Annotated in this window: 16 protein-coding genes; 4 read left to right on the forward strand and 12 right to left on the reverse strand. The window is 65.5% G+C overall.

Going from position 1 to position 18,622, the window contains the following annotated elements; translation table 11 throughout:
* Positions 1 to 164 precede the first annotated feature (164 nt).
* The 9 genes from ACQE2J_RS15590 to ACQE2J_RS15630 all read right to left on the reverse strand — a co-directional run bounded on the left by ACQE2J_RS15590 (position 165) and on the right by ACQE2J_RS15630 (position 13,710).
* Complete coding sequence (locus tag ACQE2J_RS15590; RefSeq protein ID WP_426936561.1) at positions 165 to 2,495, reverse strand: transglycosylase domain-containing protein; 2,331 nt, start codon at positions 2,493 to 2,495, stop codon at positions 165 to 167.
* A gap of 55 nt (positions 2,496 to 2,550) precedes the next feature.
* Positions 2,551 to 3,516, reverse strand: coding sequence for a metallophosphoesterase (locus ACQE2J_RS15595; RefSeq protein WP_135537291.1), 966 nt, complete (start codon positions 3,514 to 3,516; stop codon positions 2,551 to 2,553).
* A gap of 85 nt (positions 3,517 to 3,601) precedes the next feature.
* Positions 3,602 to 4,510: a metal ABC transporter permease gene (locus tag ACQE2J_RS15600; protein WP_425119329.1), complete on the reverse strand. Its 909-nt coding sequence runs from the start codon at positions 4,508 to 4,510 to the stop codon at positions 3,602 to 3,604.
* Positions 4,507 to 5,376: a metal ABC transporter ATP-binding protein gene (locus tag ACQE2J_RS15605; protein WP_135537293.1), complete on the reverse strand. Its 870-nt coding sequence runs from the start codon at positions 5,374 to 5,376 to the stop codon at positions 4,507 to 4,509. Before ACQE2J_RS15605 ends, ACQE2J_RS15600 begins: the two co-directional genes overlap by 4 nt.
* A gap of 2 nt (positions 5,377 to 5,378) precedes the next feature.
* Positions 5,379 to 6,452 (reverse strand): metal ABC transporter solute-binding protein, Zn/Mn family, encoded by a 1,074-nt coding sequence (locus ACQE2J_RS15610; protein ID WP_426936562.1) that lies wholly within the window; start codon positions 6,450 to 6,452, stop codon positions 5,379 to 5,381.
* Between the two features lie 519 nt (positions 6,453 to 6,971).
* The gene (locus ACQE2J_RS15615; protein WP_426936563.1) at positions 6,972 to 8,024 is read right to left on the reverse strand and encodes an aspartate-semialdehyde dehydrogenase; all 1,053 of its coding nucleotides are present in this window, start codon (positions 8,022 to 8,024) and stop codon (positions 6,972 to 6,974) included.
* The gene (locus ACQE2J_RS15620; protein ID WP_135537296.1) at positions 8,021 to 9,346 is read right to left on the reverse strand and encodes an aspartate kinase; all 1,326 of its coding nucleotides are present in this window, start codon (positions 9,344 to 9,346) and stop codon (positions 8,021 to 8,023) included. The genes ACQE2J_RS15615 and ACQE2J_RS15620 overlap by 4 nt, the downstream gene beginning before the upstream one ends.
* A gap of 348 nt (positions 9,347 to 9,694) precedes the next feature.
* Positions 9,695 to 10,300 carry a recombination mediator RecR gene (gene recR, locus ACQE2J_RS15625; protein ID WP_135810829.1) on the reverse strand — a complete coding sequence of 202 codons (606 nt, stop codon included), beginning with the start codon at positions 10,298 to 10,300 and terminating at the stop codon, positions 9,695 to 9,697.
* Positions 10,297 to 13,710 carry a DNA polymerase III subunit gamma and tau gene (locus ACQE2J_RS15630; RefSeq protein ID WP_426936564.1) on the reverse strand — a complete coding sequence of 1,138 codons (3,414 nt, stop codon included), beginning with the start codon at positions 13,708 to 13,710 and terminating at the stop codon, positions 10,297 to 10,299. Before ACQE2J_RS15630 ends, recR begins: the two co-directional genes overlap by 4 nt.
* Before the next feature lie 93 nt (positions 13,711 to 13,803).
* Here ACQE2J_RS15630 and ACQE2J_RS15635 point away from each other — a divergent pair, with 93 nt between their 5' ends.
* From ACQE2J_RS15635 to ACQE2J_RS15645, 3 genes are all read left to right on the forward strand, one after another.
* Positions 13,804 to 14,466 carry a DUF1707 SHOCT-like domain-containing protein gene (locus tag ACQE2J_RS15635; protein WP_135537299.1) on the forward strand — a complete coding sequence of 221 codons (663 nt, stop codon included), beginning with the start codon at positions 13,804 to 13,806 and terminating at the stop codon, positions 14,464 to 14,466.
* Positions 14,463 to 14,759 carry a hypothetical protein gene (locus tag ACQE2J_RS15640; protein WP_425119324.1) on the forward strand — a complete coding sequence of 99 codons (297 nt, stop codon included), beginning with the start codon at positions 14,463 to 14,465 and terminating at the stop codon, positions 14,757 to 14,759. Before ACQE2J_RS15635 ends, ACQE2J_RS15640 begins: the two co-directional genes overlap by 4 nt.
* Before the next feature lie 118 nt (positions 14,760 to 14,877).
* The gene (locus ACQE2J_RS15645; RefSeq protein ID WP_425119323.1) at positions 14,878 to 15,906 is read left to right on the forward strand and encodes a GNAT family N-acetyltransferase; all 1,029 of its coding nucleotides are present in this window, start codon (positions 14,878 to 14,880) and stop codon (positions 15,904 to 15,906) included.
* A 10-nt stretch (positions 15,907 to 15,916) separates the two neighbouring features.
* Here ACQE2J_RS15645 and ACQE2J_RS15650 read toward each other — a convergent pair whose 3' ends face one another.
* The 3 genes from ACQE2J_RS15650 to ACQE2J_RS15660 form a co-directional block, all read right to left on the reverse strand.
* Positions 15,917 to 16,387 carry a DUF4190 domain-containing protein gene (locus tag ACQE2J_RS15650; RefSeq protein ID WP_425119322.1) on the reverse strand — a complete coding sequence of 157 codons (471 nt, stop codon included), beginning with the start codon at positions 16,385 to 16,387 and terminating at the stop codon, positions 15,917 to 15,919.
* A 129-nt stretch (positions 16,388 to 16,516) separates the two neighbouring features.
* The gene (locus ACQE2J_RS15655) at positions 16,517 to 17,107 is read right to left on the reverse strand and encodes a TIGR03085 family metal-binding protein (RefSeq protein ID WP_425119321.1); all 591 of its coding nucleotides are present in this window, start codon (positions 17,105 to 17,107) and stop codon (positions 16,517 to 16,519) included.
* A 30-nt stretch (positions 17,108 to 17,137) separates the two neighbouring features.
* Positions 17,138 to 18,049 (reverse strand): Sir2 family NAD-dependent protein deacetylase, encoded by a 912-nt coding sequence (locus tag ACQE2J_RS15660; RefSeq protein ID WP_425119320.1) that lies wholly within the window; start codon positions 18,047 to 18,049, stop codon positions 17,138 to 17,140.
* Between the two features lie 58 nt (positions 18,050 to 18,107).
* Between ACQE2J_RS15660 and ACQE2J_RS15665 the strand changes: the two genes are divergently transcribed.
* The gene (locus tag ACQE2J_RS15665; protein WP_135537305.1) at positions 18,108 to 18,557 is read left to right on the forward strand and encodes a flavodoxin family protein; all 450 of its coding nucleotides are present in this window, start codon (positions 18,108 to 18,110) and stop codon (positions 18,555 to 18,557) included.
* Positions 18,558 to 18,622: the final 65 nt, after the last annotated feature.

Below are 18,622 nucleotides of genomic sequence, written 5' to 3' on the forward strand. Positions count from 1 at the left end.
AGTCCGTCTCAGCTGAGCACCTCAGCCGAGGGGCGGACACTCCTCCGATCGAACACGCCTGAGGGCGGGGAGGATGATCTCATCCTCCCCGCCCTCAGACATCGTGTGAACGGATCTCAGCCGGCTTTTGACGGGCTGCCGCGGCTCGACTCGGTTGCGCTGGCTCAGTTGCCGCCGAGGCCGGGAGCTTCGTCCTCGTCCCCACCGTCGCCGCCGTCATCGCCACCGGTGCCGCCTCCGCCGCCGTTGTCTCCGCCGCCAGTGCCGCCTCCGCCGCCGTTGTTGCCGCCTCCGCCGCCGTTGCCGCCGCTGCGGTTCGGGCCGGTCGAGGACCCGCCTCCACCGCCGGAGCCGCCACCGGAGAAGTACTTGCTGCTGGGCTTCGGGAAGCCGGTGTTGCCCTTGGTCTCTCGCGCTGCCTGGCTCATATAGGCCTGCCAGGTCTTACCGGAGAGCGTGGCACCGTAGATCTGGCCACGGACCGCACCGGCACCGTTGGTTCTCCAGTCCCGCGTTCCATTGGGATCACCGGTCCAGACCGCGGTCGCCAGGGTCTTGGTGAATCCGAGCAGCCAGGTGTGGCCGACTTCGAAGTTCGTCGTACCGGTCTTGGCACCGGCAGGAACGCCGATCTTCAGCGAGCTCGTCGTACCGCCGTTGAAGGTCTGGGTCAGGGCGTAGGCGACGCCCTTGGCCACCTCCTTGTCGAGCACACGTTTACAGCCTTCACCCGGAACGTCGAGCTTCTTGCCCTTGCGGTCCTTGATCTCGGTGATCGGCTTCGGTCCGCAGAACTCGCCTTCGTTCGCGAAGGTTGCGTAGGCCGCGGCCATAGCGATCGGAGTGGTCTCCGTCGTACCGAGGATCGATGAAGGCGACAGCGCCTGGATGAAGCCGGACTTGTTTTCATAGTCCAGCGACTCGCCGCTGCCGTAGCGGATGCCCAGGTCCATGGCCGTATCCATGATCTTGCACATGTTCAGCTGGTTGCCGATTGCGGCATAGCCGGTGTTGACCGAATGCTTCGTGGCGTCGAGCACCGTCATCGACCCGTTGCCCTTACCGTCACCGGCGTTGTTCGGGTCCCAATCTCCGGCCATGCTCGGGCAGCCGTCGTACTTCCACGAACTGGCCGGGAAGTTCCGTTTCGTCGCATTCACGGTCGCGTTGAGACTCTTGCCCGACTTCAGCCAGGTTGTCAGCACGAAGGGCTTCCAGGTCGAACCGACTTGGAAACCGCCGCCTCCGCCGTGCCTCTTGTCGACCGTGTAGTTGATCGAGGTCTTCTTGTACCTATCCTTCTTCTTGACGTCGCCAACCGTGTACTCACGATTCTCGGCCATGGCGATGACCTCACCGGTGCCCGGCTCGATCGTCACCAGAGCGTGACCGGCGCCGGAGGGATCGCCGACGGGGACGCGCTTCTTGACCTCTTTGTCCGCGATCTTCTGGATGTCCGGCTTGAGGCTGGTCTTGATCGTCAGACCACCGCGTTGGAGGAACGCGATGCGCTCCTCGACGGTTTTTCCGAATGTCTCGTCGTTCTTGATGACATTCTCGACATAGTCGCAGAAGAACTGCGCATTGCTCTTCGCCGACGAACAGCCGTTCGGGGTCTCATGCAGGTCGAGGTCGAGGTCGGTCTTGACCGCCTTGTCGTATTCCTTCTGGGTGATGTGGTCGTACTTGAGCATCTGCCCCAGCACAGTGTTGCGGCGCTTCTTCACCTGGTCGGGGGACCGCTGCGGGTTGAACGCCGAAGGGTTCTGCACAATGCCGGCGAGCATCGCCGACTGCGGAATATTGAGGTCCTTGGCGTCGATGCCCCAGTATTTGTGGGCGGCCGCCTGCACTCCGTAGGCATTGGGCGAACCGGAGTAGTTGTTGATGTTCATGTAGCGGTTGAGAATGTCCTTCTTGTCGTACTTCTTCTCAACTGCCACAGCGAGTTTGGCTTCGCGCAGCTTACGCGCATAGCCGGCTGTGCCCTTCGACTCCTTGGCTGCCGACACACCCTCTTTGTCCGCTTCGGCGTGGGCGTTCTCCGCGAGCACGTTCTTCACATACTGCTGAGTCAGCGTTGATCCGCCCTGTGTCGTCGAGGACACCATGTTGTGCACCGCCGCACGCGCGATGCCCTCGATGTCGACGCCGCCGTGTTCGAAGTACCTGTAGTCCTCGACTGCGATCGTCGCGTCCTGCATGTGGTCTGAGATCTCATCGAGGGGCACCTCGACTCGGTTCTGCCAGTAGAACTCTGCGATCTCCGATCCGTCGGAGGCAAGCATCGTCGACTTCTCCCCCAGATCCTGGATCTCGAGGGTGGCGGGAAGCGAATTGAAGATCTCGACCGCACTGTTCGCACTGGCTGTGGCTACGCCGACTCCGGGGATGGCAAGACCGGCGGCGACGATGCCGGCGACCGCGCTGACGGCCACGAACTGCATGAACGCGCCCATTTTGGTCGGAGTGGGATTTGACTCAGGAGACACCATGCGAACCAGTTTAACGAATAGGCCTTGTGCAAATCTTCAGAAACCGCTGAATGGGTCAGGCCTTCGCGACGAGTTCGAGGACGCTGACTTCCGGCCGACAGGCGAAACGCACTGGTGAGTAGGGTGAGAACCCGAGACCGGCCGAGATCGCCACGCGGCTTTCCCGGTAGGCGAAAACGCCTCTCGCGCGTGTCCGGTCGAGATCGCAGTTCGTCACGGGCGCGCCCCAGAAGGGCACGCGGATCTGTCCGCCATGGGTGTGCCCGGCCATGATGAGATCCGCCCCGGCCGTGGCGAACGCCTCCAAGGTCCGCGAATACGGGGCATGGGTGACACCCACCTTGAGTCCGGCGGCGGAGTCGAAGCGCGGAAAGTCGAGGGTCCCCTCGCCCGGCTCTCCCCCACTCCAGCTGATTCGGTCACGATCGATATGGGCATCGCCGAGTCCGCGGAAGTCGATGCGGGTGCCCTTGATCGTCAGGGACGCCTCGGCGTTGTCGAGGAAATGCCAACCGCTCCCCACCGCGGAGCCGCTGCCATCTGGGTCGGCAACCGGGCTGCCGGCCGTGCCTTCGAATCCTCGGATGAGGGCCTTGACGTCGAGGTCGGGTTCGACCCGGTGTTTGACTTCCGATGGTGAGCGCAGATACTTCGCAGGATTCTTCGCCTGTGGGGAGAAGAAGTCGTTGGAACCGAGCACGAACACGCCGGGAACGTCGAGGAGTCCGGAGAAGACATCGAGGACGGTCGGGACGATGTCGGCTGAGAGGTTGTCACCGGTGTTGACCACCAGGTCGGGTTCGAGGCGGGTGAGCGCCTTGACCCAGGAAGCGCGATGCTTCTGCCAGGGGGCCAGGTGCAGGTCGGCGACGTGGAGGACCCGGATGGTCTCCGCCCCGGCGGGCAGGAGCGGCAGGGTGTGGTGACGGATCGCGAAGAGGTGCGGTTCGATGGCCGCACCCCAGATGCCGGCGGCCGTGGGAGCGGCGAGAGCACCGGCGAGGAGAGCACGCTTCTTCATTTCCCCAACTCTATCCGCTCCCCGAACTACCTGACGGCGGCCCAGCAACCTCGCGCGAGGTTGCTGGGCCGCCGTCAGGTGGTAATTAGGGGGTGGTGACGGGAGTGTTGTGCTCCTTCGCGGCCCGCGCGGCGCGGCGACGGTGCAGGGCTTTCATCCGCCGGCCTCCGGCGAGGCGGCAGATGATGTAGATGAGAAACGAGATCGTCGTGACGAAGGGACTGATCGGCACGACCGGTGAGCCCAGAGCGATGAGGATGCCGCCGACCGAGGCCGTGACGGCGAAGATCACACTGAGCACCGGCACCCACACCGGCGAGGCCGAGAGCTGTGTAGCGGCGGCGGCCGGGGTGATGAGCAGCGCGAGCACGAGGAGGACTCCGACGACCTGCACGCTCAGTGCCACCGCCAGCCCGAGTGTGAGCATGAAGACGATGGTGAGCACCGAGACCGGAACTCCCTTGGCTCGGGCCACCTGCGGGTCGAGGCTGGAGAACATGAGCGGACGCCACACGATCGCCAACACCACGAGCACCCCGAGGGCACAGATGATGAGGGTGAGGATCTGGCCCGGAGTGATCGCGACGATCTGCCCGGTCAGCAACCCGAACTTGCTCGCCGCTCGCCCGTCGTAGAGAGCGAGGAAGAGGATCGCCAGCCCCAGGCCGAAGGGCATGAGGACACCGATGATGGCGTTCTTCTCCGAATCCTTGGCCCCACCGATGCCGATGATGAGTGCCGCGAGGATGGATCCGACTATCGAGCCGACCACGACGTCGAAGCCGATGAGCAGGGCGAAGGCAGCTCCGGCGAAGGAGAGCTCGGAGACTCCGTGGACGGCGAAGGGAATGTCCCGCGCCATGACGAAGACGCTGATGAGTCCGCCGACGACGCCGAGCAGCGCCGCGGCGATGAGCGAGTTGGACAGGAGGGCGACGAGTTCGCCGTAGTCCTCGAAGGTGAAGAGGTTGGCGAAGATCTCGGAGACGCTCATCGGTTCACCACCGTCCCGTCGATGTCGAAGGAGTCATCGGGCAGATCGTGGTGGTCGACGCATTCCTCTTCCCCGCCGACGACGACGAGGCGACCGCCGACCCTGACCACGTCGACCGGGGACCCGTAGAGGCGGGACAGGGATTCGGTGGTCATCACTTCCTCGGGGGTGCCGACGAGGAAATGCCCGCCGACGATGTAGAGCACCCGATCGACATAGGGCAGGATCGGGTTGATCTCGTGGGTGACGAAGACGACCGCGGCCTCCCGTCGGACCCGCTGTTCGTTGAGCAGCGACGCGACGACCTTCTGATGGTGCATGTCCAGGGACAGCAGCGGTTCGTCGCACAGCAGCACGGATGGGTCATTGGCCAGGGACTGCGCCACCCGCAGCCGCTGCAGCTCACCTCCGGAGACGGTGCCCGCGGGCGCATCCGCATAGTCGGTGGCGCCGACGGCGGCGAGGAGTTCGTCGACCTTCTTCCGCCGACCCCGGGAGAACAGGCTCATCCCCCACCGATGGCCGTCGATGCCCATTCGGACCAGGTCCCGGCCGCGCATCGGTGTGTGCGGGTCGATTCCGCGCTGTTGGGGAATGTAGCCGATGGCCGGATTCCCCGAATGCACCGCGGCCCCAGCCACCTCGGCGGTCCCCGACGACAGGGAGTTCTGTCCCAGCAGCACTTTGAGCAGGGAGGTCTTGCCGGTGCCGTTGGGCCCGAGGACTGCGATGAACTCCCCCGGCGCGACGTCGAGGTCGAGGTCGTGCCACAGCACGCGCGGGCCGAACCGCAGTTCGGCATCGCGCAGTCGAATCACCGGCTCCCGAGGTATTGCGGGCGCGGAAGCGTCGGATTCTTTGGCCATAGTCAGTGCTTGTGTCCTTCGAGTGCTGTCGAGATTTCTGTGATGTAATCGCCCATCCAGTCCGCGTAGTGCTCACCTTCCGGCATGGTCTCGCCGAGGTCGATGATCGGAACATCGGACTTCTCGGCCGTGGCCTTGAGTGCTTCCGCCTGCGGACCGGCCGCTTGAGTATTGTATCCAAGCAGCACGGCTTCCCCGTCGGAGATCTGCTTCTGCGCGGCTTTGAGCACCAGCGGCGGCACATCATTGCCCTCTTCGACGGCGGCGAGGAATTCCTCGGAGGTGACGTTCTCCAGCCCCATGTCGGCAAAGAGCCACAGCGGCACAGGCTCGGTCGCCGCGACCTTCTCCCCGCCGTGGTCCTTCTTCACCGCATCGATGTCGCTCTGCAGCTCGTCGAGTTCGGACTTGTAGTCCTTCGCGTTCGCTGTGAACTCGTCCTTGTGGTCGGGCAATTCCTCGCCGAGGTGGGTCGCGACTTCGTCGACGAGTTTCGTCATCGTCGGCACCGAGTACCAGAGATGTTCGTTGAACGATCCGTGATCGTGGTCGTGGCCCTCATGATCTTCGCTTTCCTCGGAGTGGTCGTGGCCCTCTTCCGAGTGTTCGTCATCGTCGTGGGTGTGTCCGCCGCCGTGGGCCTCTTCGGCCTCCTCGCCCTCACCATGGTCGTGGTCGTGCGGCTCATTGCCGAGACCTTCGGAGCCGGGCAGACCGGAGATCGCCACGGTGTCGATGGTCGTGACCTCGGTGCCCGAAGCCTCGAGCATCGTGGTCATGAACGCATCGTAGCCGCCGCCGTTCTCGACGACGAGGTCGGCCTTCGAGAGTTTGAGGCGGTCCTGGGTGGTCGCCTCGTAGGAGTGCGGGTCCTGGTTCGGATCGTCGATGATCGGGCTGACGTCGGCGAAGTCGCCGGCGACCTGAGAGACGATGTCGGCGTAGACGTTCGTCGAGGTCACTACGCGCAATTGGCTCGAGTCCGAGTCGGAGGAGCCTCCCCCGCAGCCGCTGAGGACCAACGCCGTGGAGGCCGCGATGGCTCCGGTGGTGAGAACGATGCGGGAAGCTGGCATGAGGGGCCTTTCTGAGGCGGTGGTGTGTTTGCGACATCGTCGACGATACTCAGATGAAGGGTCGGCCACTAATATAAATATTTATATATAGCAACGCATTTATGCGTCACCCGTCGCCAGGGAGATGTCTCGTCCGCACCTGCCCTCTTCTGTCTCTCAAGCAGCGCGAAGCTCGACTCCAGTAGCGCAAATCCCAGCTCAAGTAGCGCGAAGCTCGAAGCAACCAGCGCGAAATCCGGCTCAAGTAGCGCGAAGCCCGAAAAGCGCGCCGCTGGCGGAACGTTTTTCGCGTTTCGCGCTACCTGAGCGACCAGACTCCTCTCTCGCGAGACGCAGAACCGCCCGAGAGTCTCCTCCCGGGCGGTTCATCGTTCGGCGACCGGCTTCTTCAGCCTCCACCGGCCAGCAACCGGCTTCTTCGGCCCTCAGCGGTCAGTTGACGGTTGCCTTCAGTCTTCAGCAGTCCGCTGCCGGCTTCTTCGGCCTTCAGCAGTCAGTTGCCGGTTGTCACAGTGCCGGTCAGGCGGCCTTCGCTTCGAGCTTGGCGGCCAGCAGCGCAGCGATCTGCACCGTGTTCAGCGCCGCGCCCTTGCGCAGGTTGTCGTTGGCGACGAAGAGGACGAGCCCCTTGCCGGCCGGAGCCGACTGGTCGGCGCGGATGCGACCGACGAAGCTCACGTTCTGTCCGGCAGCCTTGAGCGGCGTCGGCACGTCGTCGAGGGCAACGCCGGGAGCCTGGCTGAGGATCTCCGACGCCTGTTCGGGGCTGATCTCGGAGTCGAACTCGGCGTGGATGCTCAGGCTGTGTCCGGTGAACACCGGCACGCGCACGCAGGTGCCGGCAACAAGAAGCTCGGGCAGGCCGAGGATCTTCCGGCTTTCGTTGCGCAGCTTCTTCTCCTCGTCCGTCTCGTTCTGACCGTCGTCGACGACCGCTCCGGCCATCGGCAGGACGTTGAACGCGATCGGTTCGACGTAGTTGTCCGGTTCCGGCAGGGTCACCGCGGTGCCGTCGGTGGTGAGCTTGCGGGCATCGGAGATGCCGGCTTCGAGCTGCCCGGCGAGCTCCTCGACTCCCGACAGTCCCGAACCGGACACCGCCTGGTACGTGGACACGATGAGACGGGACAGACCGGCCTTCGCGTGGAGAGCCTTGAGCACGGGCATCGCGGCCATGGTCGTGCAGTTCGGGTTCGCGATGATGCCCTTGGGCAGCTCATCGAGGGCCTCGGGGTTGACCTCGCTGACGACCAGCGGGACCTCCGGGTCCGAACGCCAGGCCGAGGAATTGTCGACGACGGTGACGCCGGCGGCGGCGAAACGTTCGGCCTGTGCCCGGGAGGTGGCCCCACCCGCGGAGAACAGGGCGATGTCGAGTCCGCTCGGGTCCGCCTCGGCGGCATCCTCGACGGTGATCGGCTGACCCTTGAAGTCGATGGTCTTCCCAGCCGAACGGGCCGAGGCGAACAGCCTCAGGGTCCCGATCTCGAATCCGGGATCGTCGGCCAGAAGGTCGAGCATGACGCCTCCGACCTGGCCGGTGGCTCCGACTACTCCAACATTCACACTCATCGTCCGGTACCTCCGTACACCACGGCTTCGTTGTCTTCGCTGTTGAGCCCGTAGGCGGCGTGGGCGGCACGGACCGCGTCGTCGAGCAGATCTGCTCGGGTGACGACGCTGATGCGGATCTCCGAGGTGGAGATCATGTCGATATTGACCTGGGCTTCACTGAGTGCCTCGAACAGGGTCGCGGTCACACCCGGGTGGGACCGCATTCCGGCACCGACGACGGAGAGCTTGCCGATCTGGTCGTCGTAGCGAACCTGGTCGAAGCCGATCTCGGCCTTCACCGCGTCGAGGGCTTCGAGTGCCTTCGCACCGTCGGCCATGGGCAGGGTGAAGGAGATGTCCGTCTTGCCCGGTTCGCGGGTGGAGATGTTCTGGACGATCATGTCGATATTGGCTTCTTGCTTCGCCAAGGTCTTGAAGATCTCGGCGGCCTTGCCTGGGACGTCGGGGACACCGACGATCGTGACTTTGGCTTCCGAGCGATCATGGGCGACGCCGGAGATGATTGCCTGTTCCATGGTGGACTCCGTTTCTGATTCCGCTGCCGGGGTCGAGGAACCCCGTCCCTGTCGGAAGGCTTCGGGGATGGGTGAATCGGTCACCCAGGTACCTTGGTTGCGAGAGAATGAGGACCGCACGTGCACAGGCACGTTGTAGCGGCGGGCGTATTCGACGCAGCGGAGCATGAGGACCTTGGCGCCTGAGGCGGCCATCTCCATCATCTCCTCGTAGCCGATCTCATCGATCTTGCGCGCCGAGGGCACGATCCTCGGGTCGGCGGTGAAGACACCATCGACATCGGTGTAGATCTCACACACATCGGCATCGAGGGACGCGGCCAACGCCACAGCCGTGGTGTCGGAGCCGCCGCGGCCGAGCGTGGTGATGTTCTTCGCGGTCTGGCTGACTCCCTGGAACCCCGCGACGATGGCAACGTATCCCTCGTCGAGGGAGGACCGGATCCGGCCGGGGGTGACATCGATGATGCGGGCCTTGCCGAACTGCTCATCGGTGATGACTCCGGCCTGGGAGCCGGTGAAGGATTGGGCTTCGAAGCCGAGATTGGCGATCGCCATGGCCAGGACCGCCATCGAGATGCGCTCACCGGCGGTCAGCAGCATATCGAGTTCGCGGGCGGGTGGCATGGGGGAAACCTGTTGGGCTAAGTCGATGAGATCATCGGTACTGTCACCCATGGCCGACACCACAACTACTACTTCGTGGCCGGCTTGACGGTACTCGACAATTCGTTTGGCCACCCGCTTGACCGATTCCGCATCGGCTACCGAGGACCCACCGAACTTCTGGACGACTATGCTCACTGCAGTATCTTCCTTATCGCTGATAAGTTCCGTGCCAGGCGATCGATTCCATGGTTCCACGCATGGAGGTCTCGTGCTTCATCGATCAGGATTTCAGCCGTGTCGGGCTCCCGGCACCTCGACCATTGTATGAGGTAGGTCATTGCGGTTCACCTTCGCCCGCCATTCAGACACCGCCTGACCGGGGTCGACGCCGCTCGTCTCCACCCCGTCCGATCACCGTGTACATGGGCGAAGCGAGGGGTGGCCACCGACCGTTCAGTCCCCGTTCAGAAATTGTTATACAAGGGGGTCCGAAAGGGTCGATCCGGGCAGGGCGACGACGGTCCGGGTCCGTCGCCGAGGTGGTCAGTCGATTTCGCGGCGGCCGGAGAATGCCCGACCGAGGGTGACTTCGTCGGCGTATTCGAGGTCGCCGCCCACGGGCAGGCCCGAGGCCAGCCGGGTCACGGTCACGCCGAGGCTGCCGAGCAGGCGCACGAGGTAGGTGGCGGTGGCTTCGCCTTCGAGGTTCGGGTCGGTGGCGATGACGGTCTCGGTGACCTCGCCGTCCTGCAGCCGGGTCATGAGTTCCTTGATCCGCAGATTGTCCGGGCCGACCCCGGCCATCGGGTCGATCGCCCCGCCGAGGACGTGGTAGAGACCCCGGTATTCCCGGGTCCGTTCGATGGCGACGACGTCCTTGGGCTCTTCGACCACGCAGACCATCGACCGGTCACGACGCGGATCCTGACAGACCGTGCATTCGGCTTCTTCGGACACGTTTCCGCAGATCTCGCAGAACCGCACCCGCTTCTTGACGTTGGTGAGGGCCTGCGCGAGCGCGTTGACGTCCTGCGCATCCGTCTGGAGGATGTGGAAGGCGAGTCGCTGCGCTGATTTCGGGCCGATGCCAGGAAGCTTGCCGAACTCTTCGACCAGGTCCTGGAGGGCACCTTCGTAGACAGCGCTCATACTTCTCTTTCGTCAATGATTTCGCCACCGAGGACACGCGCGATCACGTCGACCCCCATCTGGGGTGCCTCGGAGACGTCGAGGTCCGTTTCCGGATCATACTCGTCCTCATCCGATCCCGGATTCTGCGGGTACGGGTTGGCCACCGGCGCCGAGGCGCTGCCCTGCCCGCCGTAGCCACCGCCGTTGGTCGGGGTGTCGGAACCGAAGCCGGATCCGCCCGGCGAGGAGGTGTTGACCCCATGCTTCTCTGCCAGTGCGGCGAAGCGGGATTTGAATGGCTTCGCCTCGTTCCCCCGGGCCGTCGACGGGGTCTGAACGGGAGGTGCCGGCGGGGTGTCCGGTGCCGAGGGTCCTCCCCCGAAACCGCTGGGGGCCGCGGTGACGTCCGGATAGTCGAGATCATCGTCCGGCGGTGGGACGACAACGGCTCCGACGTCGACGGCTCCGCTGCCTGCACTGGTGGAGTCGACATCCGTGGGGCCGTCATCAAACGGCGCGGAGGTCGGCCCGTCATGCCAGTTCGGTTCATCCCACCGCGGTTCGACGTACTCCATCGGCGAGTTCTCATCAGTGGGCGATGACTCCTGTGCACTCGACGAAGGCGGCGGTGTGCCGAACGACGATGCCTGACCATGGGAATCATGCGTGTGCTCGACTGACGAGGGCGCATGCGTCGAAGCGGACAAGCGGTCGCCGCCCGCCGGTTCGGGTGCTTCGTCGGTCGATGCCCCGAAGAAGTCATCATCGGAGAGGTCGGGGACGACGATCTCACGGTCGTCGGATCCGAGTCCGGGGTCATTCGTACCGACATTCGGTTCGACCGGGCCCGCCGGTTCGGGCGCAGTCTCCGATTGAGTTGCAGTCTCCGGTCCGGGTACAGCCTCTGGTTGGGTTGCAGCCTCTGATTCGGGCGCAGCCTCCGGTTGGGGCGCAGTCTCCGGATCGGCGACATCCCCGGACGGGGCGGGCTCGTCGCGTCGTGGGGAATCGTCTGTCACCGGTCCGGCCGGTTCGGCTTCCGTGGTGTGCCCGTAGCCGGGGCGGCTGTCTTCAGAGTTCGGTTCGCTGGGTCGCCCCGGCTGGTCTCCCTCCTCGTCATCGGAGGACCAGGGGCCCTGGGTCGGGCCGCTCGGTTCCCAGAACTTCTCATGGTCGACCTGCGGTTTGTCGACTTCACGGGTGCCGACGACTGCGGCGACTTCCTGCGGGCTGGGTCGGCGCTGAGTCGGAGCGGGTCCGTAGCTGCCTCCGCCAGTGCTCATCGGTGGCGCCGAGGATCCCTTGCCCTGAGGGCTGCCTCCCGAGGCGTTGCCGCCGATGCGGCCGACCTCTCCAATGTCGATGCGCGCCTGGATGCCGAGCACATCGTTGATGGCCGCGGCCAGTTTCGACGCATGATCGCGCTGCTGGAAGCCCTGCACCGAACCAGGGTTGTTGAAGCCGAGGTAGACGGTCCCGTCGGAGAACGACTGCGGGATCGCATTGGCGGCGATGATCGCTCGGGTCAGTCGACTGCGTTTCTCCACCGCCGCGAGGATGCTCGGCCATGCCCGACGGATGGCTTCGATCTCTCCGCCGATATCGCCGGGGCCGGCCACCGAGGTGGCTTCCGGAGCCGACTGTTCGCGCGCAGTCTCGGGCGCAGTCTGCTCCCGCACCGATTCGTGCGTGTTCCGCTGCGGTGCGTTCGGCTGCTGCGCCGTCGGAGCGGATTGATCCTGGGGGCCGGGTCCGGCCTGCCCCACGTCGGGTTCGGCCTCCTGCGAGTTCGGGCCCGGCTGCTGGTTGCCCGGCTCCTGGGCCGGTGTCGGCTCAGGTTCCGGCGAGCTCGGACCCGGTTCTGCGGCGTCCGGCTCCGCAGGTGCCGTTGGCTGAGACTGTTCTGCCGGCCTCTCAGACGCTGTCGGTGGAGACTGTTCTGCCGGCTGAGGCTCTTCTGGTCGCTGAGGCGGCTCAGCGGGTGCGTTGAGCATCGATTCGGCGGCGACGGCCATGGCCGCGATGTCGTCGAAATCGTCATGAGCGGCAGATCGGGGCTGTCCCGCTGACGCGTTCTGCGTCGGCGCTTCGTTGCCTCGTCCGTCCGTTCCACCCGGTGCCTGACCCTGTGCCTGCCCCTGGCCGGGCACCGGTCCCTGCCCCTGGCCGGGCACAGGTCCCTGCCCGGGCCCCGCCGCCTGTCCGGGGACCTGCCCCTGTTCAGAAGTCTGCGCAGGCGGCACGTTCGCGGCGACGCCGGTGGCGGACATGCCGATGCGACGCTCCATCCGTTCGACCCGGCTGAGCACGGCATCGCGGCTTCGGCCGGAGCCTGGCAGCAGGATGCGCGCACACATGAGTTCGAGCTGCAGCCTCGGCGAGGTCGCTCCCGACATCTCAGTCAGTCCCACATTGAGCAGGTCTGCGGCACGTGAGAGTTCGCCCTGGCCGAAGCCGTTGGCCTGCAGGGTCAACCGCTCCAAACGGTCCGGCGGCACCTCGGGCAGGAAAGCATGGGCCGCTTCGGGGGCGGCGTTGATGACGATGAGGTCACGGAAGCGCTCAAGGAGGTCCTCGACGAACCGTCTGGGGTCCTGACCGGATTCGATGACGCGTTCCACAGCCCGGTAGACCCCGGCACCGTCACCGGCGGAGAACGCATCGACGATGTCGGACAGCAGTGAGTCCGGGGTGTAGCCGAGCAGAGCCACGGCCCGCCCGTAGTCGACTCCGTCCGGCCCGGAGCCGGCGATGAGCTGGTCGAGCACGGACAGGGTGTCGCGCACGGATCCGCCGCCGGCACGCACGACCAGCGGCAGCACGCCCTTGGCGACATTCACATCCTCGCGAGCACACAGATCCTCGAGGTAATTGCCCAGGGCCTCGGGCGGCACCAGTCGGAAGGGATAGTGGTGGGTCCGCGACCGGATCGTGCCGATGACCTTCTCCGGCTCGGTCGTGGCGAAGACGAACTTGATGTGCGGCGGCGGCTCTTCGACGATCTTGAGCAGAGCGTTGAAGCCCTGCGAGGTGACCATGTGCGCCTCATCGAGGATGAACACCTTGTAACGATCCCGCGCGGGCGCATAGATCGCGCGCTCACGCAGATCACGGGCGTCATCGACACCGTTGTGGCTGGCCGCGTCGATCTCGACGACGTCGAGCGAACCCGGTCCCCCGTTCGCCAGATCCCGACAGCTCGGGCACTCCCCGCAGGGCACCGGCGTCGGTCCCTGCTCGCAGTTGAGGCACCGGGCCAGGATCCGCGCCGAGGTGGTCTTTCCGCACCCGCGCGGTCCGGAGAACAGATAGGCATGGTTGATGCGGCCACGTTCGATGGCGGCCTTCAGCGGATCGGTCACATGCTCTTGACCGATGACCTCGTCGAAGGTCTCTGGGCGGTATCTTCTGTACAGTGCGGTGGACACGTCCCCTAGCCTAATGCCAACGGCTGACACGAGATAAGGCACGCTCTCACCCCGCCTTTGTCGCCCGCCGTGCGATCAGGCACGATAGAGATCATGACCCGCCCCAACCCCGGTTCCGACGAGAACGACCCCGCGAAGACCTTCCGCATCGGCCACAGGGAACGTGACGAAGCGATCGAGATTCTGCGCGAGGCGGCCGGGGACGGACGGATCACGGTCGACGAACTCGACGAACGGATGGAGAAGGTCCAGTCCGCGAAATTCCCGGTCGACCTCGACGAAGTCCTGTCCGATCTCATCACGGAACTGCCGTCCGATCGCTTCCGCCCCACCTCGGCAGTCTCACCGATCGACAACCGCGCGCTGGCCCTCCAAGGTCGGGACCGGTTAGATCCGCTCATCATTCGGGCCGGTTGGGAGTCCGAGGTCCGCCGCGCCAATTGGGCCGTTCCGCCATTCATCCGCTTGGAACCGGCGATGTCGAACATCGAACTCAACTTCCTCGAAGTCGAGACCGCCTTAGAGACCATCGACGTCGAAATCATCGCGGGCCTGGGATCGGTCACCGTTGTCATCCCCGACGACTGGGCCGTCAACGTCGACGCACTGTCGAAGACCTGGGGCAGCGTGAAATCCGTGGTCAACGCGGTCCCGACCGGCCGCCGTCCCCTCGTGCGGATGAGCGGATCGGTGGGAATGGGCTCGTTCAAGGCCCGCTTCGCGAACTACTTCGACCGGCGACGAATGGCCAAGTGATGGAACCCGGACTCGGTGCGGTCATCTTCCTCACCTTCTGCATCATCGCCGTCTTCAGCCTCGGCGCGTTCCTCATCTACCGGGTGATGACCAAACCCGGCGCGCACATCGGCTCCCGACTGCCCGAATACGACCCCGACAGCGCCGAGGATCCCGACGCCGAGGCTGCCCCCACCGAGCCGTCCCCTCGGGACTCCCCCGCCGGCCGGGATCTCCTCGACGGCCCGGACGACCCCGACAGCCCGGATGACCGCGAGGATCGGAACGGCCCTCGCGGACCCGACCGTCGATGAGAACACCGCGTCCCTGACACCGCATCGCGTCCCTGACATCGCGCAGCCGGTGTGAACACAGGATCTGCGACGGCCCGGCATCCTTGAAAACCCGGGCCGCCCGTGATCGACTCTTGCCATGACCGAGATTCGGATCACACGCATCGACTCCGCCGATGAGGACGGCCTGCTCGCCTGGAACGAGCTCATGCGCGTCGCCTACACCTCAGATCGCACGGCCGCGTGGTGGCGCAGCCCCGAGACGACGCTGAGCCAGTTCGCCACGCCGCGCACCGACAAGGAGGACTTCGCGCTCATCGCCCACCTCGGCGACGAGGCCGTCGGCGGTGCCGAGATCAACGTCACCGCCGATTCCCCGGCCGAGGTCGAACTCGGTGTCCTGCCGGCCTGCCGCCGACGCGGCTGCGGTACGGCCCTCGCCGAGGCGGTCGAACAGATCCTGGCCGACCGCGACCGCCCCTCGGTGATCGTCCAGACCGAAACCTACTGCCCCGAAGGCGTCGCATTCGCCGAGTCCCGAGACATGCGCATCGGCAATGAGGAGCACCGGCTGCTGCTCGACCTGCCCGCCTATCTGCAGGCCGATGCCGATCGGTACAAGGACTCCGGTGCCGCCACGACCGTTCCCGTGATCAAGGAGGACCCGGACTTCTCGGTCACTTCGTGGATCGGCGGCTGCCCGGAAGAGGTCCTCGCCTCCTGGACGCGGCTGCGTGAGCAGATGGACGAAGACGTCCCGGTCGGCGACCTCACCCGCACCGTCAGTCATGCCAGCACCGCCGCCATCCGCAGCCACGAGGAGCGGATGGAAGAGCAGGGCTGGACCCTGGTCGGTTCGATGGCGCATGTCGGCGACCTCGCCGTCGGCTATACGGAGATCATGGTCTCGGCCCATGACCCGCAGATCGTCATCCAGGAGGACACGCTCGTCGACCGCGCCTATCGGAATCGGGGCATCGGACGGGCCCTCAAGATCGCGAACCTCCGCCAACTGCCCGCTGTGGAGGCGACGGCCTCCGCGCGGTGGGTGCAGACGTACACGGCGACGAACAACGATCCGATGCTCGCGCTCAACCGGGACCTCGGCTTCACCGTCGCCGATACGATGACGGCGCTCGAGGGTCGGGTCGACCGCAACAGGGCATGACCCGTTCCCGTCAGCCGGCCAGCAGTGAGGCGAGTCCGCCGACGAGGCCGAAGGAGATGCCGAGCACCCAACCGAGGACGAGGAGTCCGAGGAAGACGATGCCGAGGATGAAGCCCCATTTGCCCATCTCGTTGTCTGCCCGACCGGCGTCCTGAGAACGCTTGCGTGCCATGTGGCCGGTGATGATGCCGATGACGGGGCCGAGGAAGTTGAAGCCGAGGAAGGTCGACAGAGTCGCGACGAGTGAGACGATGCCGAGCACCTTGCCCGGGTCCTCCTCGGTGCGCGGATCGGTGCGCGAAGCATAGGCCATCGGGGGCTGGCCCGGGTAGGTCTGGGGAGCGCCCGGGTAGGTCTGGGACACGCCGGACGGGTTCTGCTGGGAATAGGGCGGCAGTTCCTGTCCTGCGTGTGCAGCGTCCAACTGTCCCGAGTGGGGGTCGTCGTGCTGTCCGGGCAGTGGGGTGGGGGCGGCGTTCATGACGTCTGGTCTCCTTCCGAAAGACTGTTGAGACCAGCTTAGGAAGAACACGGTGGCCGCCGATATGGACCAATCCCCCGCCTCGGCGAAGGAAATCCCGACACTCAGCGCAGGTCGCCGCCGCGCACTTCAGCGCACATCGACGAGGGCCTGGTCTTTTCGCCCCATGAGGTAGAGGAGCAGCTCGAGCGGCGCCCCGGTGATCGTGGAACCGTCCCCCGCCTGCTTCTTCCCAGCGGTGCGAGACCCGAAGCCCGGTGCCGTGATCGTCACGGGGCCCTCGGCTTTGGCAGCGAAGGGCAGGAGCGCGACCCTCGTCTGCGCCCAGACGGTCGCGGTCTCTGCACGGGAGAGCTGTCGCGGCATCCATTCGATGGCGGCACGGCGGATGTCTTCGTGGTGGACGAGGAATTCGGTCGTGTTCATCACGGGCTCGACTCCGGGCAAGGCGCCCGGAGTCCACTTCGGTGGGGCCGCGACGAGGCCGAGCAGCTGGGCGAAGGGCGTCTGCGCGTAGTCGGCCTCCTTCGCCTCTCTCCGATCGTCGAATCTCGATAGGAAGATGCCCAGCGCCGCGGACGGGTGGCGTTCGCGGATGACGAGGTGGGTGGCAAGATCCCTGACGGTCCACCCCTCACACAGAGTGGGCGCATCCTCACCCGCACGGCGGGCGGAGTCGACGAGACGCAGGCGTTCGGCGCGGGCCAGATTTTCTCTCATGTCCGCCAGTCTTCCATCCCCGGCTTGGACTCACCTGGAAGCCCACGCGCTGATGAAGTCCGCGACGCGCGAAACCGAGCGGAAGTCCGCGAGTTCATCGCCGCGGGTGGGCCCGTCGGTGACGATGACGACGGGTTTGTCCTCTTTCGCTGCGGAACGAACAACGCGCAGACCCGAGAGCACCGCGAGCGAGGATCCGAGCACGACGATCCCCGACGCCTCATCGCAGATCCGGTTCGCCTCCTGCAGTCGGGCCGGCGGCACCGAGTCACCGAAGTAGACGACATCGGGTTTGAGGATGCCTGCACATTCGGGACAGTCGGCGATGACGAAGCCCGCGGTGTCATCGAGGTCGACGTCACCGTCGGGGGCGCTCTCGAGATCGTCGGGATCGATCCCGACTTCCTGGGCGAAGCCCGGATTGAGCTCGCTCAGTCTCTGCTGCAGCCAGTCCCGATCGACGAGGTGGCCGTTGTCGAGGCAGATGACCCGATCGAGGCTGCCGTGCAGGTCGATGACGGGGCTCGGCAGCGGCCCGGCTCCCGCAGCGCCGCGTCTGAGTGCGACCGCCTCGGCGGCGGCCTGATGGAGTCCGTCGACGTTCTGGGTGACGATGCCGGCCACGGGAAGACCCGCGAGGGCGAGATGGCCGGCATTGGGCCGGGAACGGCGCATCCGCGGCCAGCCGATCCATGACCGCGCCCAATACCGGGCACGCTGATCGGGGTGGGAGAGGAAGGTCTGGATGGTCATCGGCGATCGCGGCTGCGCGTCCGGCCCGCGGTAGTCCGGGACACCGGAGTCCGTGCTCATTCCCGCTCCCGTGAGCACCGCCCATTCCGACGTGTCGAAACGCGTCGTGAGGACATCGATGATCTCCTCATCGCTGTGGCTGGGCCCCGGACGCGTTCTGTCGCGCAGGGGATCGAAGATGACTGCCATGGTCCCACCTTAGACATCGGGGCTGACTTGCGTCAGTCCCCGGGGCTAGGGTGGAGGCATGGTCAACGTTCTGCTCGTTCATCATTCCCCGTCGACGGCGACGAAGCGGATCGCCGAGGCGGCTCTGGCCGGACTGCGGCTGCCCGAGCTCGGCGACATCGACGTCACCGTCCGACCCGCTCTGGACACCAGTGTCGACGATGTCCTCGCCGCCGATGCCTATGTGCTCGGGACGACCGCGAACTTCGGGTACATCTCGGGTGCGCTCAAGCACTTCTTCGACACCACCTATGACGCGGTGCGGGAGCCGACGGCCGGTCGGCCCTTCTCCTACTGGATCCACGGCGGCTATGACACGACCGGCGCCGAGACCGCGATGAGTCAGATCACCACCGGTCTGGGATGGAAGCTGGCCTTCGACCCCCTCGTCTTCACCGGTGAGGTCAGCGACTCCCACCTCGAGGCGGCCACAGAGCTCGCCGCTACGGTCGCCGCCTCGGCCGGCTGACGTCCGGGCGTCCACCTTCACCTGTCTCAAACTCCTGGGGATTCCTGCATGAAAGTACTTTCCAT

The sequence above is a fragment of the Brevibacterium sp. LE-L genome (assembly GCF_050214925.1).
GTDB lineage: Bacteria > Actinomycetota > Actinomycetes > Actinomycetales > Brevibacteriaceae > Brevibacterium.